Origin of the sequence: Hydrogenophaga sp. (assembly GCF_050250835.1) — a bacterium.
Classification (GTDB): Bacteria; Pseudomonadota; Gammaproteobacteria; order Burkholderiales; family Burkholderiaceae_C; genus Hydrogenophaga.
This window is the reverse complement of sequence record NZ_JBFWNX010000008.1, coordinates 82,294-97,892: the sequence shown is the minus strand read 5'-3', so window position 1 is coordinate 97,892 and position 15,599 is coordinate 82,294. Positions and strand designations below refer to the sequence as shown.

Below are 15,599 nucleotides of genomic sequence, written 5' to 3'. Positions count from 1 at the left end.
GGGAGAGACAAAAAACAATGGGTCCGCTGGCAGAAAGAATGCCGGGGCGGCTTGCAGGCATCCTAGCAAGTCTCGCGCCAAAGAAGAATGACAGGCCGCGCAACGGCCGCCGAGGCGCGTGGCGCACGGGAACTTTGCTGGGTGGGGTGTCCGGCGTGGCCTTGCAGCTGCAGCAGGCCGAACTCCAGGCGCTGGGTCTGTATCTGGTTTTGCTGGGCCTGGCGCTGGTGCTTCTGGTGGGGGCCTGGGTGTGGCGTCCCTCGTGGCGCTGGGGTGTGGCGGTCGGCCTGCTGGCGGGCGTCCTGGCCGGCTTCGGGATCACCGGCGCGCGCGCCGCGCATTTTGCCGCCGACGCCCTTGATCCTGATCTGCAAGGGCAGGACATCGAACTGGTGGGGCGCATTGCTTCCTTGCCGCAGCGCAGTGCGCAGGGTGAGCGCTTTGAATTCGTGGTCGATTCGGCCCGGCGGCACGGCGAGCCGGTGCACCTGCCATCCCGCCTGCAACTGAGCTGGTATGGCGGCCTGGGTACGGCGGGCGAAGGCAGCTGGTCGCTCGCGGCTGGCAGCCCGGGCCTGCGCGCGGGCGAGCGCTGGCGCTTCACCGTGCGTCTGCGCAGCCCCCATGGCAACGCCAATCCGCACGGCTTCGATCGCGAACTGTGGCTCTGGGAGCGCGGCATCCAGGCCACAGGCTATGTGCGCAGCGGCCCACGCGACACGGCGCCGCAACGGCTGGCCTCCAGCCCCTGGCATTCGCTGGACGCCGCCCGGCAAGTGGTGAGCGAACGCATCGACGCCCGCCTGGCGCACGACCAGCGCAGCGCCGGTGTGATCGCTGCGCTGGTGGTGGGTGAGCAATCGGCCATCGAGCGTGCCGACTGGGACCTGTTTCGCACCACTGGCGTGGCCCACCTCATGAGCATTTCCGGGCTGCACGTGACCATGTTTGCCTGGCTGGCCACGGTGCTGGTGGCCGGCGCCTGGCGGCGGCTGGCGAAGGTGTGGCCTCAGGTGCTGCACGCCGTGCCCACGCCGCTGGCCGCCGGGGTGGGGGGTGTGACGATGGCCGCTGCCTATGCGCTGTTTTCGGGTTGGGGTGTGCCTTCGCAGCGCACGCTGATCATGCTGGCGGTGGTGGTGGCGCTTCGTCTGCAGGTGCGGCGCTGGCCATGGCCGTTGGTGTGGCTGATGGCCATGGTGGCCGTGCTGGCGCTGGACCCGTGGGCCTTGCTGCAACCGGGTTTCTGGCTCAGCTTCGTGGCGGTGGGAATTCTGTTCGCCACCGACCCCGGCGGCCGCTGGCGCGATCAACTGCCGTCGAGCGGGGCATCCCGTGCCGTGCGGGCCTTGGTGGCGCTGCTGCGCGAGCAGGGCATCGTCACCGTGGCGCTGGCGCCGCTCACCCTTTTGCTGTTCGGCCAGTTCTCGCTGGTCGGGCTGCTGGCCAACCTCGTGGCCATTCCGCTGGTCACGCTTTGGATCACACCGCTGGCGATGCTGGGCGTGCTGCTGCCGCCGCTGTGGGACGCTGCGGCCTGGGCCGTACAGGCCATGACGCCGGTGCTGGCCTGGCTGGCGCAGTGGCCTTGGGCGGCCATCTTCCGTCCGGTGGCGCCCTGGCCGCTGGCGCTCGCGGCGGTGGCTGGTGGCGTGCTGCTGGTGCTGCGCCTGCCTTGGGTGGTGCGGCTGGCCGGGCTCATGTTGGTCTGGCCCGCCTTGTTGTATGTGCCGCCGCGCCCGGCCCCCGGCGAATTCGAGCTGATGGCGCTTGACGTGGGACAGGGCAGCGCTGTGCTGCTGCGCACCGCCGGCCACAGCCTGCTCTACGACACGGGCCCGCGGTACGGTCCGCAGGCCGATGCCGCCGATGCGGGTGACCGCGTGGTGCTGCCGCTGCTGCGCGCGCTGGGCGAGACGCTGGATGCCGTGGTGGTGAGCCACCGCGACAGCGACCACGCCGGCGGCGCTGCCTCGGTGCAGGCGGCACATCCTGCCGCGCGCTGGCTCTCGTCGTTCGACGCCGAACCCGCGCACCGTTGCGTGGCCGGGCAGCGCTGGCATTGGGATGGCCTTGACTTTGAAATGCTGCACCCTCAGCCCGCCCACTACAGCGAAGACGGCGCGCCACGCCTCTCCAGCAACGCCATGTCCTGCGTGCTGCGTGTCTCCAACGGGAGGCAAAGCGCCTGGCTCGGTGGCGACATCGACGCTGCGCAGGAAGTGCGCCTGGCCCTGGCGCGCCCCGAACTGCGCGCCACCGTCATGCTTGCGCCCCACCACGGCAGCCAGACCTCCAGCAGCCCGGTGCTGCTCAACACGCTCATGCCGCGCTGGGTGATCGTGCAGTCGGGCTACCGCAACCGCTTTGGCCACCCGGCGCCTGCCGTGCTGGAACGGTACCGCCAGCGCGGCATCGAATGGGTGAACTCACCCGATTGCGGTGCGGCCGTCTGGCGCAGCGAGGACCCGGGGGCGATGACGTGTCAGCGGGAGGTGGCTCAGCGCTACTGGAAAAAGTGATTCGGGCTAACCCTGGCCCGGTACTTGCTATGCTGTGGGCAGGAGAAAAAGCCCATGAGCAGACCCATGTTCGACGAAATGAATGCCTCGCCCAGCGAGGTTCGGGCCCACTACCAGAACTACGCACGCTGGCTGGCCCAGCAGCCCGAAGAGGTGATGGCTTCGCGGCGCGAGGAGGCGGAAATGATCTTTCGCCGCGTGGGCATCACGTTTGCGGTGTACGGCGCCAAGGACGAGGACGGCTCCGGCACCGAGCGCCTGATTCCCTTTGACCTGATTCCCCGCGTGATTCCGGCCAACGAATGGCAGAGCATGGAAGAGGGCCTGGTGCAGCGCGTGGCCGCGCTCAACCGCTTCATCCACGACGTGTACCACGATCAGGAAATCATCAAGGCCGGCCTCATTCCAGCCGACCAGATCTTCCAGAACGCGCAGTTCCGCCCCGAGATGATGGGCGTGGACGTGCCGCACCAGATCTATTCGCATATCTCCGGCATTGACATCGTGCGCGCGCCCAATGCCGAGGGGGTGGGTGAGTACTACGTGCTGGAAGACAACCTGCGCGTGCCCAGCGGCGTGAGCTACATGCTCGAAGACCGCAAGATGATGATGCGGCTGTTCCCAGAACTCTTCGGCGAGAACCGCGTCGCCCCGGTCGCGCACTATCCCGACCTGTTGCTGGAAACCCTGCGCGCCGTGAGTCCGGCCACCACCGCAGAGCCCACCGTGGTGGTGCTCACGCCCGGCATGTACAACAGCGCCTATTTCGAACATGCCTTCCTCGCGCAGCAGATGGGCATTGAACTGGTGGAAGGGCAGGACCTGTTCGTCAAGGACAACTTCGTCTACATGCGCACCACGCGCGGCCCCAAGCGCGTGGACGTGATCTACCGCCGCGTGGACGACGATTTCCTGGATCCTTCCGTGTTCCGACCGACCTCCACCCTGGGGTGCGAAGGCTTGCTCAGCGTGTACCGCAGCGGCAACGTGGCCATCTGCAACGCCGTGGGCACCGGCGTGGCGGACGACAAGTCGATCTATCCCTACGTGCCCAAGATGATCGAGTTCTACCTGGGCCAGAAGCCCATTCTGAACAACGTGCCCACCTTCATGGGCCGCGAGCCAGAAGACTTGAAGTACATGATGGCCCACATGAAAGACCTGGTGGTGAAGGAAGTGCACGGCGCAGGTGGCTACGGCATGCTCGTCGGCCCCGCGTCCACCAAGGCGGAAATCGAGGATTTCCGCAAGGCTGTGGCAGCCAACCCCGCCGGTTACATCGCGCAGCCCACGCTCTCGCTCTCCACCTGTCCCACCTATGTGCAAAGCGGCGTGGCCCCGCGCCACATTGACCTGCGGCCTTTCGTGCTCAGCGGCAAGGAAGTGCAGATGGTGCCCGGCGGACTCACGCGCGTGGCGCTCAAGGAAGGCTCCCTGGTCGTCAACTCGTCACAGGGTGGTGGTACCAAGGACACCTGGGTTCTGGAAGATTGATTGAGGGACTTGTCAACCATGCTGTCACGCACCGCCGACCACCTTTTCTGGATGTCCCGCTACACCGAGCGCGCGGAGAACACCGCCCGCATGCTCGACGTGAACTACCAGACCTCGCTGCTGCCACAGTCTGCCGCTGTGGCCCAGGTGGGCTGGGAAGGGCTGCTCACCATCAGTGAGCTCATGTATGCCTACACGCAAAAGTACGGCAAGGAGATCACGCCGCGCAATGTGCTCGACTTCATGGTGCGCGACGAGTCCAACCCCTCGAGCATCTTCACCTGCCTCAAGGCGGCGCGTGAAAACGCGCGCGCCGTGCGCGGCGCCCTCACCACCGAATTCTGGGAGACGCAGAACCAGACCTGGCTGGAACTCACGCGCATGCTCAAGGGCAAGAATTTCGAGCGTGACCCCGGCGAATTCTTCGAGTGGGTCAAGTTCCGCTCGCATCTATCGCGCGGCGTCGCCATTGGCACCATGCTGCAGGACGAGGCCTTCCACTTCTACCGCATGGGCACCTTTCTGGAACGCGCGGACAACACGGCGCGTTTGCTCGACGTGAAATTTCACGCCGTGCACAGCGATTTCTTTGGTGCCGCCAGCGAGCTCGACCAGGAATACGACTTCTACCACTGGAGCGCCATCCTGCGCAGCGTGAGCGGCTTCGAGGTCTACCGCAAGGTCTACCGCGATGTGATCACGCCCGAGCGCGTGGCCGAACTCCTGATTCTGCGGGCCGACATGCCCCGTAGCCTGGCCGCCAGCCTGAACGAGGTGGTGAACAACCTTGCCGTGGTGTCCAACGAACACAGCGGCGAGACTGTGCGCCGCGCGGGCAAACTCAAGGCCGACCTGCAGTACGCACGCATCGACGAAATTCTGTCCACCGGGCTGCATGCGTTCCTGACGCAGTTCCTTGACCGCGTGAACGAACTCGGCGGCCGCATCAGCCAGGACTTTTTGGTGCCTTCGCATTAGCAGGCTGTTCTTTGCGCAGGAGTGCTCACCCTGTCTGGCTGAGTGTCTGCACCATCTGCTCAAACAGTGCGTCCACGGCAGGCAGATGGCGCGACGCCTGGCTCCGGTAGACCGCCACCTGCATCGTCGACAGCGGCGGCAGCCCCTGCCGCTCACCCAGGATGGGCAGGTGCGGCGGCACGCTGCAGCGCGTGAGCACGGCCACCGCCAGGCCGCTTTCCACCGCCGCCAGTTGCCCCGCCAGGCTCGAACTGTTGTAGACCATTCGATAGGCGCGCCGCTGTGCCGTGAGCGCTGCGATGGTGGAACGCCGCGCCTGGCTGGCCTGCTCGTACACCGCCAGCGGCAACGGGTCGCGGCGCCAGGCCTCGAAAGCCGCCGCGCCCACCCACACCAGCGGCTCGTGAAACAGCAGCGTGCCCCGCGATGGTTTGTCGCGCGAGACCAGTGCCAGGTCGATCTCGCCGCGTTGCACCTTGGGAATGAGCGCGGTGGATTGCTCGCAGTGCAGTTCGATCTCCACCCCTGCGTGGCGGCTCGCGTAGCTGCGCAGCACCGGCGTGAGGTAGGTGGCGGCGTAGTCGTCTGGAACGCCCAGCCTCACGCGGCCTGAGAGCTCCGGCCCGTGCAGTGCCTCCAGCGTTTCGCCATGCAAGGCCAGCAGGCGGCGCGCATAGCCCAGCAACTCGGCGCCCACCGGCGTCACTTCCAGGTGGCGCGGCCCTCGCAGCAACACCGGGCGGCCCACCGCATCGTCCAGCTTTTTGATCTGCATGCTCACCGCCGATTGCGAGCGGTGCAGCAGCGGCGCGGCGGCTGAGAGGGAGCCGCAGTCGACCACGGTGACGAAGGCGCGCAGCCAGTCGAGTTGCAGATCTGCATGGTTCATGGCGTGTTTCAGTATTCGATTGTCGAATGCATGGGATTCTATTTATCCGCTGTGCAGAAATGCCTCGCCACCCGACCATCGGTGCATGAACTCCAGCAGCACCTTGTCCCTGAACGTCATTGAAACCGCCGGTGCGCGCGAACGCAGTGGCATGTGGCTCATGGTGGCGGGGGGCTTGATGCTTGGCACGCTGGGCGTGTTCCTGGAAGAGGCGGGGCAAAGCCCGATCACGGCGGTGTGGTTTCGCTGTGCCTTCGGCCTGCTCGCGCTCACCGCCTGGTTTGCCGCCACGCGCCGCTGGGGAGAACTTCGCCTTTCGGGTGCGGCGCGCTGGGCGGCGGTGAGCGCGGGCGTGCTCGCAGTGGTCAACTGGTTGCTGTTCTTTGAGTCCATCGCACGCACGTCCATCAGCGTGGCTACCGTGGTGGTGCATGTGCAGCCGTTTCTGGTGATGGCCTTTGGCGCCTGGTGGTGGAAAGAGCGCATCACCCGCGCGCAAGCCATGGCCGCGCTGGCTTCGCTCGTTGGCCTGGCGCTGGCCTCAGGCTGGTTGGACGGCGCGCTCACCGGCGTGGGCTGGTCGTCCAGCTACCTGTGGGGCGTGGTGCTGGCCTTGCTCAATTCGGTGGGCTATGCGGCACTCACCCTCATTGCCAACCGCACGCGCGGAGTCAGCCCGCTGGCGTTGGCGTGGTGGCAGTGCGCCGTGGGTGCGGTGGTGTTGCTGTGGTGGCCTCTCACGCACGGCTGGCCGCCTGCCGGCCCGGCCTGGGCCTGGCTCGCCGGGTTGGGTGTCATCCATACCGGGCTGGCCTATGTGGTGCTCTATGCCGGTGTGGCGCGCCTCACGGCCGGGCGCGTGGCTGTCCTGCAGTTCGTCTACCCCGCTTCGGCCGTGGGGGTGGACTGGCTGGTGTACGGTCGCGCGCTCAGTCCGAGCCAGCTGGTGGGTGTGCTGGTGATGCTGGTGGCCCTGGTGGTGGTGGGCATGCAGCGCGCGCGGACGGTGTGAAACGGGTTCCCGTGGTAATTTCGCCGGCGTTGTCTTCTCTCCGCTGCCTGCATGAACACCGCCACCGATGAAGCCCCCGACACCTCCGAAGCCACCCGTCGCCAGCACTGGCGCGAAGGCCTGGTTACAGGCATGGGCCTGGCAGTGGGGGCGTTCGCCCTGGCGGTGAGCTTTGGCGTCGCGGCGGTGGCGCAGGGCTGGCCAGCGTGGCTGGTGGTGCTCATGTCAGCCACGGTGTTTGCGGGCGGCGCGCAGTTCGCCATCGTGCTGGCATTCAGCGGTGGTGGCGGCGTTCTCGCGGCCATCAGCGCTGCCACGCTGATCAACTTGCGCTTTGTCCCATTGGCCATCAGCGCCGCGCGAGGCCTGCGCGGCGGCGTGTGGCAGCGCTCGCTCGAAGCCCAGGCGGTGATCGATGCGTCATGGGCCACCGCGCGCGGGCCCGATGGCTCCGTGAGCCGCGAGAAGATGATCGCCGCCTCCCTGGTGCAGTGGCCCGCCTGGGTGGTGGGCACGGCCATCGGCGCGTACCTCACGCCATCGCCCGCGTTGGTGAAGCAGTGGGGGTTGGACACACTGTTCCCTGCCATGTTCCTCATCTTCGTGCTCGAGATCTGGCGCGTGAGTCCGCGCCAGCGCCCCATCATTCTGCTGGCCGCTTGCATCGCAGGGGTGATGTGCTGGTTCGTGCCACCGGGCGTGGCGTTGCTGTGCAGCGGCGTGGCCGGTTTCCTGGCCCTGCGTCGCTCGGAGGGTTGAGCCCATGACCCCGTCGATGTTGTTCACTGTGGTGGCTTTCGCGCTCATCAACTACGCCTTGAAGGCCGCTGGCCCTGTGGTGCTGCACGGTCGCAAGCTGCCCCCGCGCGTGAGCGCCGTCATTGACGCGCTCGCGCCCGCCTTGCTCGCCGGCATGCTGGTGGGCTCGGTGGCCGGCCCGAGATGGAGCAACCTGGACCCTGCGCTGGTGGGTGGCATGGTGGCTGCCGCACTCGCCTGGCTTGCCCGAGGCGGGCAGCTCGGTGGCGTGGTGGCGTGCATGCTGGTCACGGCGCTGCTCCGCGCCATGTTGTAACAGCGGGCGAAAAAAATCACGCTCCACCCTTTGACGTTGGGCCAAAGCGAATCAAAAGTCACACACCCGTGCAAGGAGCATGGGTCAATTCGGCAGACGCGGCTATGCTGGCTGAGGGCCTGATCAAGGGAGACGGGCCCTGCCTGCCATCACCGGAGACTTCATGGCCAGCGATCTGGATACCGTCAGGGTGCTGCGCGCCCTGTTCAACGACATGCCGCGAGCTCCGCAGGGCCTCTCGCCGGAAGAAACCCTCGCCTGGATCCAGCAGTCCATGGACCAATTCGATGGCGGCGACATGGCCTTCATGCTCGAACACATCACCCGCAGCTCCATGCTCGACATCGTGCTGCGCCTGCGCGAAGACGGTTACCTGAAGGACGACGCCGTGTTCAGCGAAACCGTGGACCAGCTCGCCACGCCCGAGGGGCGAAAGGCATTCATGGACCGCTGCATCACCGCCCAGAAGAGCGCCGACGCCACATCGCGCCTCATTCACCGCGCCAAGCGCGCGTGGAGCGACCCGCCGCCGCTTTTCAGTTCAGATCCAGCCTTGCTGCAACGCTTCGTGCTCGGCGAGCTCACCGGCCCCGGCCCGCTGTATGCCGAATACAAGGCGCGCGAAGACGTGCAGGAGATCGGGGTGCTCGCCGAAGCACCCGACGGCATTCACGAGTTCAGCTGGGGCTTTGTGGTGGAAGATCAGGGCGCCTGGCACTTCTACGTGACCGACGTGTGGCGCAAAGGCACCGTGGGCTGCTTCGAACGCTTCATCAGCGCCTGGCACCAAGCCACCGTGGGCCACCCCGTGGACAACCAGGGCCACGCCCTGCCGCCGGTGCCTCCTGGCCTGCTCATGGAAGACGGCATCGAAACCTTCAGCAGCCTCACCCTGCAAGGCTGCACCGACACCGCCGACCCGGCCATGCGCCAATGGATCGGTGACGTGTTCATCGACCGCATGCTGCCGCTGATGGCGGCGCGGGTGGTGGACGAGCATTACGATTTTCCGGTGGGCCTGCAGACGCATTGACGGGGTTGGGGGTACCGCTGGGGCCTTCCCATGCCTGCCGCTTCAACGTGCATTTGCACCATCGGCGATTTTTGCGTATGATGCACATCATGCGAAAATCGCAATCGACCATTCGAGCCGCTGCCAAAGAGGCTTCGCACGAGCGCATCGTGCGGGCGGCTGCTCGCGCCATCCGGCGCAGCGGCTACGGCGGTACCGGCGTGGCCGACATCATGAAAGAGGCGGGCTTGACGCATGGTGCGTTCTACGCCCATTTCGAGTCCCGCGAGGCCATGCTGGCCGAGGCGGCAGACCAGGCGGGTGCCGAGGCCAATGCCTTCGCCGCGAAGGTGGTTGCCGCCGTACCGCCGGAACAGGCCTTGCGAGCGATGGTGCAGGCCTATCTATCCAGAGAGCACCTGGCAAGCATCGAGACCGGCTGCCCGGTTTCGGCCCTGGGTTCTGAAATGCCCCGCCAATCGCCGGAAGTGCGCCGGGCAGCCACCCGCCGCATCAAGGAGATGATGGATCTGGTTGCCCGTCAGTCGTCAGATTGGGGCCAGCCCGGCGCACATGAGCGGGCTTTGGTGACGGTCGCCACCATGGTAGGCACCTTGATGCTGGCCCGAGCCGTTGATGACCCCGCGTTGTCAGATTCGCTCTGCAGTGCTGCGTTGCAGGCCCTCGCTCCTTCCGTTGCCTGACTGGTCGCAACGCCTTTTTTTTAGCCATCATTATGACGATCGTCATATCATTTGACCCCCGCTCCTCTTTGAAGAAGGACACGCCGTGAAAGCATTTCTCCTGGATCGATATGGGAAAAACGAGCGCTTGCGGCTGGCCGATGTGCCGGAGCCCGAATTGCGTGAAGACGAGGTGTTGATCCAGGTTCACGCGACCGCGGTGAATCTTCTGGATTCCAAGCTTCGAAGCGGTGAGTTCAAGCTCATCCTGCCGTACCGCGTGCCGTTCGTGCTGGGGCACGATGTGGCCGGCGTGGTGGTTCGCACTGGAACGCGCGTGCGGCAGTTCAAAGTGGGCGACGAGGTCTACGCCAGGCCCGATGACTTCCGCATCGGTACGTTTGCCGAACTCGTTGCCGTCAGGGAAGCTTCGGCGGCGATCAAGCCCAGGAACATCACGATGGAAGAAGCCGCGTCCATTCCTCTGGTGGGCTTGACGGCATGGCAAGCGCTGGTTGAAAAGGCCCAGCTCAAAAAGGGCCAGAAGGTTTTCATCCAGGCGGGCTCTGGCGGCGTGGGTACGTTCGCCATTCAGCTGGCCAGGCATTTGGGAGCGACGGTTGCCACGACCACCGGCACAGGCAACGTTGCCCTCGTGAAGAGTCTGGGTGCGGATGTCGTCATCGACTACAGGAAAGAGGAATTTGAAGATCAGCTGCGTGGTTACGACGTTGTGCTGAACAGCCAGGACGGCAAGACGCTGGCGAAGTCCCTGGGCGTGCTCAAACCGGGCGGAAGTCTCATCTCTATTTCAGGACCGCCCGATCCTCGGTTTGCCGAAGACATCCAGGCCCCCTGGCTGGTGAGGCTGGTCACGCGCATCCTGAGCTCAGGAACCCGCCGGCAAGCCCGACGCCTCAATGTCATCTACTCGTTCCTGTTCATGAAGGCCAACGGAAACCAGTTGCGGCAGATCGCCGCCCTGATTGAATCTGGCGCCATTCGCCCCGTGATCGACAAAGTATTTCCCTTCGAGTCCACCAACGATGCCCTGGCCTACGTCGAAAGCGGCCGAGCCAAGGGCAAGGTGGTCATCAAGGTTCGGTGAGTCGTTCGATACGAACGTTTTCCGACGCCCATACATATGACGATCGTCATGTGAAAGTCCCATCCCGTTCATTTTTTGGAGCCTCCCATGAACATTCAGAACTCCGTTGTCCTCGTCACGGGTGCCAACCGTGGTATCGGCCTCGCGTTTGCGCGCGAACTGCTCGCGCGTGGCGCCCGCAAGGTCTACGCCGCCGCACGAGATCCTGCCACCGTGACCCTTCCTGGTGTCCAGGCTTTGAAGCTCGACGTGACCAGGCCCGACGAGATCGCGGCTGCCGCCCAGCAGGCCGCCGATGTGAACTTGGTGATCAACAACGCGGGGATTGCCCAGGCCGGCGGCTTCCTCGCGGCAGACAGCGACGCGCTGGCCCGCCGCATTTTCGAGACCAACTTCTTTGGCGTTCTGAACGTGAGCAAGGCCTTTGCGCCTGTGCTCAAAGCCAACGGCGGCGGTGCTCTGCTCAATGTGCTGTCGGTGGCCTCGTGGGTCAATGGTGGCGAGTTGGCCGCCTACTCGGCCAGCAAGTCGGCGGCGTGGTCGTTGACCAACGCGCTTCGCCATGAGCTGGCTGGCCAAAAGACACAGGTACTGGGCCTGCACATGGCGTATGTCGACACCGATCTCACCCGAGGATTCGAAGTCCAGAAAAGCAGTGCCGAAGAAATCGTCCAGCGTGCGCTCGATGGACTGGAGGAGGGCGCCGATGAAGTGCTGGCTGACGTGCTCACCCAGCAGGTCCGGCAGGGCCTGACGGCGCCACGCCCGGCTTACCTTCCCCAAGGTCGTTGAGTCCAGAACCCCGACCCACCCAGCTCCATCCCCCCACACACAGAAAGACAGCCATGCTATTCACCACACTCTCCGCGCCCTCCTTGCAGCTCCGAAATCGCATCGTCATGGCGCCGATGACGCGCAGCCGCGCAGTGGAGCACAACACGCCCAATGCCTTGATGGCCGAGTACTACGGCCAACGGGCATCTGCCGGCCTGATCATCTCCGAGGGCACGTCGCCCTCGCCCAATGGTCTGGGCTACGCCCGCATTCCGGGCTTGTTCAATGAGGAACATGTGCAGGGGTGGAAGCTGGTGACCGACGCTGTTCACGCCAGAGGTGGCAGGATTTTTGTGCAGCTCATGCACACCGGGCGTGTGAGCCATGTGGCAAACCTGCCAGCCGGTGCCGAAGTGCTGGCTCCAATGGCCGACGTCTGCCCGGGAGAGATGTACACCGATGCGCACGGCATGCAGCCACACAGCGCACCACGTGCCATGACCGCAGACGACATCACCCACACCGTGGCGGAATACGCCAGATCTGCCCGGCTGGCCATAGAAGCGGGGTTCGACGGCGTCGAACTGCATGCAGCGAACGGCTATCTGATCGAGCAATTTCTGAACGCGGGTTTGAATCAACGCGCCGATGCCTATGGGGATGGCATCCAGGGCCGCAACCGATTTGCGCTGGAGGTGGTTCGCGCCACGGTTGCTGCCATCGGCGCAGATCGAGTGGGCATCCGGCTGTCGCCCTATGGGGTTGTCAACAGCACCGGTCCGTACCCGGACGTCGAGGCACAGTACCTGGCACTCACCGAAGAACTGGCGCAGCTGGGCATTCTTTATGTTCACCTGCTGGACCATTCGGCATTGGGCGCACCACCCGTGCCTGCCGCGTTCAAGTTTCGCCTTCGTGTGGCGTTCCACGGTGAGTTCATTCTGGCGGGGGGCTTCGATCAAGCCAGTGCGGAGAACGCGCTCCGTGCGGGTCACGCGAGCCTCATCGCCTTTGCCCGCCCGTTCATCGCCAACCCCGATCTGGTCGAACGCATGCAGTCCAGGGCGGCGTTGAACCCGGTGGACATGGCGACGTTCTACACACCCGGCCCGAAGGGCTACACCGACTATCCAGCGCTTGCAGCCTGAAAGGCAACCACCGATGACCCCTAAATTGAACTGGAGGAACGTTCCAACCCAGACCATCGCGGCGGGTGACGTGAACTTCGCTTTCCGAGAGATGGGCAAGCACCATGGAGGAACGCCCGTGGTGTTTCTGGTCCACCTGGCAGCGGTGCTGGACAACTGGGACCCTCGGGTCATGGATGGCATCTCGGCAAGGCACCACATCATTGCCTTCGACCTTCCTGGCGTCGGGGCATCCAGTGGCTCGCCATCGAACTCCATGGAAGAGATGGCGGATGACGCCATCACCTTCATCAGGGCCATGGGCTTCCAGCAGGTGGACCTGCTGGGGTTTTCGCTGGGTGGCATGGTCGCCCAGGAAATCGTGCTGAAGGAGCCGCAGCTTGTCCGCAAGATGGTTCTCGCAGGCACCGGCCCCGCAGGCGGCCAAGGCATCAGTTCTGTGGCTGGCGTGACTTTCTACGACATCGTCAGAGGCCTCTTGACCGGCCAGGATGCGAAGCAATTCCTGTTCTTCACGCGAACGCCCAATGGCATCGAGGCAGGCAAGGCCTTCCTCGCGCGATTGAAAGAGCGCAACGAGAATCGCGACAAGGCCATCTCCGTGCGGGCATTCCTGGCCCAGTTGCGAGCGCTGCGCGTGTGGGGGCAGAAAGCGCCAGCGAATCTTTCGCTGATCAGACAGCCCGTGCTTGTGGTCAACGGTGAAGACGACCGCATGGTGCCAACGATCAATTCGCACGACCTGGCTCGGCGCCTGCCAGACAGCCAGCTGATCATCTATCCCGACGCCGGACACGGAGGCGCTTTCCAGTTCCATGCCGATTTCGTGCGCAGCACGCTTGAATTTCTGTCCCGCTGACGTTCGCCAGTCTGCGCGGCGGGCGGCAGAAGCGATCGGAGTGCGCTGAGTCTAAAATCCGACGCGTGCGACTTTTAATCTGTTGCTGTGGAAGGATGGGCATTCATGAATCAACTGGCGAAAGCTGAACTGAGGGCCCTGGTCGATCGGCTCTACAAGGCCATCACCACCGGCGACAGCGACGCCCTGATGGAGATCCTGCACCCTGACTTTGTGGGCCGCGTCACACCCGGCTTGCCGAAGGGGGTGGGCGGCCTGCACCGGGGCCCTGCGGCCATGCGCGATGAGGTGTGGTGGACGCTGGGTCGGCATTTTCGCGTGGGCGTCGAAGTGGAGCAGGCCGCATCGCTGGACGATGGTCGCCTGCTGATCGTGGGGCTCTACAAAGTGGAAGGCCGTCGTTCCCGCAAGGCGCTCGACGCAGAGTTCGTTCACCTCATCGGGTTTGCAGATGGACGCATTGCCAGCATCCACCAGGTGACGGACAGCGCCCGGTTTGTAGAGGCATTGGGCGACGTGGCGTAGACCCGGTGCTCTTCAGCGCAGCAGCGTGATGACCAGCCCGGCGGCCGAGCAGACGCCGAGCAAAGGGAGGACGCCGGTTTTGAAGCGGAACAGCGCCACCGCTGCAGCCACCGTGATGGCGGCCGAGACGGCGTCAAACGGGCCTGCAAAACCCTGCGGCCACCACACGTGGTAGGCAAAGAACAAAGCCAGATTGAGGATGACGCCCACCACCGCAGCCGTGATGGCCGACAGCGGCGCGGTGAACCCCAGCTTTCCGTGGGACGCTTCCACCAGCGGACCGCCCGCGAGGATGAACACGAAGGATGGCAGGAAGGTGAAGAAGGTGACGACGGAAGCCGCCAGCGCGGCACCAAGAAACAGGGTGTCCGGTCCCAGCACGGCCTGGTTCCAGCCACCCACGAAGCCGACAAAGGCCACCACCATGATCAGGGGGCCGGGCGTGGTTTCGCCCAACGCCAGGCCGTCGATCATCTGCGGGCCGCTGAGCCACTGAAAACCTTCAACGGCGCCCTGGTAGACATAGGGCAACACCGCGTAGGCGCCGCCAAAGGTCAGCAGGGCGGCCTTGGTGAAGAACCAGCCCATCTGCGCCAGGGTGTTGCTCCAGCCCTGCCAGGCCACCAGGGCGCCCATGGCCAGCAGCCACAGCATCAGGCCGCCGGCCAGCACGCGCAAGAGCCTGCCATATGAAAACCTTGCGTGAACAGGTGTGGGCGTGTCGTCGTCGATCGTCGCCGGGCCGTAGCCATTGCAGGCGCCGTCGTTTGCACTGCGCAGGGCGAACACCTGCGGCCAGCGTTGCGCCCCCAGCCAGCCTGTCAACCCGGCTGCGGCAACGATGGCGGGAAAGGGCGTGTCCAGAGCGAAGATGGCTGTGAAGGATACGGCGGCGATGTCCCACATCCAGCCGTTCTTGAGCGCGCGTGTGCCCATGCGGTGGGCCGCGTGCAGCACCAGCGCAGTGACGGCGGGTTTGATGCCATAGAAGAGACCCGCCACCACAGGCACGTCGCCGAAGGCAAGGTAGACCCAGGACAGCGCGATCAGGATGAACAGCGAAGGCAACACGAACAACGCGCCGGCGACGATGCCTCCCCAGCTGCGGTGCATCAGCCAGCCAATGTAGGTGGCGAGCTGCTGAGCTTCCGGGCCCGGCAGCAACATGCAGTAGTTGAGCGCATGAAGGAAACGCCTCTCGCTGATCCAGCGCCGGCGTTCCACCAGTTCGGTGTGCATGATCGCGATCTGCCCGGCCGGGCCACCGAAGCTGATGAAGCCCAGCTTGAGCCAGAAACGAAAGGCTTCGGCAAAGGACACGGGTGCGGGTGGGTTCATGTTGGTGTGCCGCGAGGTTCAGCCTGCGAATCTCGGAGCAGCGTCTGCTCCTGAGTCCAATCATGCCGCAGTGTCGGGGGCCGATGCGGACAGGCTCTATGGCCCGTCCACTTTGACTGGACCTCACCCGTGCGCCGATCCAGCTGCTGGGCGCCGAAGAGCTGGTGGTGTCGCTGCGGGTG

Annotated in this window: 15 protein-coding genes; 13 read left to right on the top strand and 2 right to left on the bottom strand. The window is 65.0% G+C overall.

What is annotated here, in order from left to right:
• The first annotated feature begins 155 nt into the window (after positions 1-155).
• Genes AB7F11_RS12045 through AB7F11_RS12035 form a run of 3 tightly spaced genes read left to right on the top strand, consistent with a single transcriptional unit; the run spans position 156 to position 4,994 of the window.
• Entirely contained in the window at positions 156-2,522 is a 2,367-nt protein-coding gene (locus AB7F11_RS12045; protein WP_428288806.1) for a DNA internalization-related competence protein ComEC/Rec2, read from the top strand.
• A 54-nt stretch (positions 2,523-2,576) separates the two neighbouring features.
• A complete protein-coding gene (locus AB7F11_RS12040) occupies positions 2,577-4,016 on the top strand; it encodes a circularly permuted type 2 ATP-grasp protein (protein WP_428288807.1) in 1,440 nt (479 codons plus the stop codon).
• A gap of 18 nt (positions 4,017-4,034) precedes the next feature.
• Complete coding sequence (locus AB7F11_RS12035; protein WP_428288808.1) at positions 4,035-4,994, top strand: alpha-E domain-containing protein; 960 nt, start codon at positions 4,035-4,037, stop codon at positions 4,992-4,994.
• Between the two features lie 25 nt (positions 4,995-5,019).
• Here the strand turns inward: AB7F11_RS12035 and AB7F11_RS12030 are convergent, their stop codons facing one another.
• Positions 5,020-5,883 (bottom strand): LysR family transcriptional regulator, encoded by an 864-nt coding sequence (locus tag AB7F11_RS12030; protein ID WP_428288809.1) that lies wholly within the window; start codon positions 5,881-5,883, stop codon positions 5,020-5,022.
• A gap of 85 nt (positions 5,884-5,968) precedes the next feature.
• Here AB7F11_RS12030 and AB7F11_RS12025 point away from each other — a divergent pair, with 85 nt between their 5' ends.
• From AB7F11_RS12025 to AB7F11_RS11980, 10 genes are all read left to right on the top strand, one after another.
• On the top strand, positions 5,969-6,895 hold the full coding sequence (locus AB7F11_RS12025; protein ID WP_428300008.1) for a DMT family transporter: 927 nt from the start codon (positions 5,969-5,971) through the stop codon (positions 6,893-6,895).
• Positions 6,896-6,946: 51 nt separating this feature from the next.
• Positions 6,947-7,654, top strand: a complete 708-nt coding sequence (locus tag AB7F11_RS12020; protein WP_428288811.1) for an AzlC family ABC transporter permease — start codon at positions 6,947-6,949, stop codon at positions 7,652-7,654.
• 4 nt (positions 7,655-7,658) lie between these two features.
• Complete coding sequence (locus AB7F11_RS12015; RefSeq protein ID WP_428288812.1) at positions 7,659-7,970, top strand: AzlD domain-containing protein; 312 nt, start codon at positions 7,659-7,661, stop codon at positions 7,968-7,970.
• 163 nt (positions 7,971-8,133) lie between these two features.
• Positions 8,134-9,003: a hypothetical protein gene (locus tag AB7F11_RS12010; protein WP_428288813.1), complete on the top strand. Its 870-nt coding sequence runs from the start codon at positions 8,134-8,136 to the stop codon at positions 9,001-9,003.
• Between the two features lie 77 nt (positions 9,004-9,080).
• On the top strand, positions 9,081-9,686 hold the full coding sequence (locus AB7F11_RS12005) for a TetR/AcrR family transcriptional regulator (protein WP_428288828.1): 606 nt from the start codon (positions 9,081-9,083) through the stop codon (positions 9,684-9,686).
• A gap of 85 nt (positions 9,687-9,771) precedes the next feature.
• Positions 9,772-10,773 (top strand): NADP-dependent oxidoreductase, encoded by a 1,002-nt coding sequence (locus tag AB7F11_RS12000; RefSeq protein WP_428288814.1) that lies wholly within the window; start codon positions 9,772-9,774, stop codon positions 10,771-10,773.
• 87 nt (positions 10,774-10,860) lie between these two features.
• Positions 10,861-11,565, top strand: coding sequence for an SDR family oxidoreductase (locus AB7F11_RS11995; RefSeq protein WP_428288815.1), 705 nt, complete (start codon positions 10,861-10,863; stop codon positions 11,563-11,565).
• A gap of 53 nt (positions 11,566-11,618) precedes the next feature.
• Positions 11,619-12,695: an alkene reductase gene (locus tag AB7F11_RS11990; protein ID WP_428288816.1), complete on the top strand. Its 1,077-nt coding sequence runs from the start codon at positions 11,619-11,621 to the stop codon at positions 12,693-12,695.
• Positions 12,696-12,708: 13 nt separating this feature from the next.
• The gene (locus tag AB7F11_RS11985; RefSeq protein ID WP_428288817.1) at positions 12,709-13,554 is read left to right on the top strand and encodes an alpha/beta fold hydrolase; all 846 of its coding nucleotides are present in this window, start codon (positions 12,709-12,711) and stop codon (positions 13,552-13,554) included.
• Positions 13,555-13,659: 105 nt separating this feature from the next.
• Positions 13,660-14,079: a nuclear transport factor 2 family protein gene (locus AB7F11_RS11980; RefSeq protein ID WP_428288818.1), complete on the top strand. Its 420-nt coding sequence runs from the start codon at positions 13,660-13,662 to the stop codon at positions 14,077-14,079.
• A 12-nt stretch (positions 14,080-14,091) separates the two neighbouring features.
• Here the strand turns inward: AB7F11_RS11980 and chrA are convergent, their stop codons facing one another.
• Positions 14,092-15,417 (bottom strand): chromate efflux transporter, encoded by a 1,326-nt coding sequence (chrA, locus tag AB7F11_RS11975; protein WP_428288819.1) that lies wholly within the window; start codon positions 15,415-15,417, stop codon positions 14,092-14,094.
• Positions 15,418-15,599 lie beyond the last annotated feature (182 nt).

Coding starts and splice junctions, on each gene's coding strand:
- AB7F11_RS12040 (WP_428288807.1), top strand. CDS start 2,577: ATGAGCAGACCCATGTTCGACGAAATGAATGCCTCGCCCAGCGAGGTT.
- AB7F11_RS12035 (WP_428288808.1), top strand. CDS start 4,035: ATGCTGTCACGCACCGCCGACCACCTTTTCTGGATGTCCCGCTACACC.
- AB7F11_RS12030 (WP_428288809.1), bottom strand. CDS start 5,883: ATGAACCATGCAGATCTGCAACTCGACTGGCTGCGCGCCTTCGTCACC.
- AB7F11_RS12025 (WP_428300008.1), top strand. CDS start 5,969: ATGAACTCCAGCAGCACCTTGTCCCTGAACGTCATTGAAACCGCCGGT.
- AB7F11_RS12020 (WP_428288811.1), top strand. CDS start 6,947: ATGAACACCGCCACCGATGAAGCCCCCGACACCTCCGAAGCCACCCGT.
- AB7F11_RS12015 (WP_428288812.1), top strand. CDS start 7,659: ATGACCCCGTCGATGTTGTTCACTGTGGTGGCTTTCGCGCTCATCAAC.
- AB7F11_RS12010 (WP_428288813.1), top strand. CDS start 8,134: ATGGCCAGCGATCTGGATACCGTCAGGGTGCTGCGCGCCCTGTTCAAC.
- AB7F11_RS12005 (WP_428288828.1), top strand. CDS start 9,081: ATGATGCACATCATGCGAAAATCGCAATCGACCATTCGAGCCGCTGCC.
- AB7F11_RS11995 (WP_428288815.1), top strand. CDS start 10,861: ATGAACATTCAGAACTCCGTTGTCCTCGTCACGGGTGCCAACCGTGGT.
- AB7F11_RS11990 (WP_428288816.1), top strand. CDS start 11,619: ATGCTATTCACCACACTCTCCGCGCCCTCCTTGCAGCTCCGAAATCGC.
- AB7F11_RS11985 (WP_428288817.1), top strand. CDS start 12,709: ATGACCCCTAAATTGAACTGGAGGAACGTTCCAACCCAGACCATCGCG.
- AB7F11_RS11980 (WP_428288818.1), top strand. CDS start 13,660: ATGAATCAACTGGCGAAAGCTGAACTGAGGGCCCTGGTCGATCGGCTC.
- chrA (WP_428288819.1), bottom strand. CDS start 15,417: ATGAACCCACCCGCACCCGTGTCCTTTGCCGAAGCCTTTCGTTTCTGG.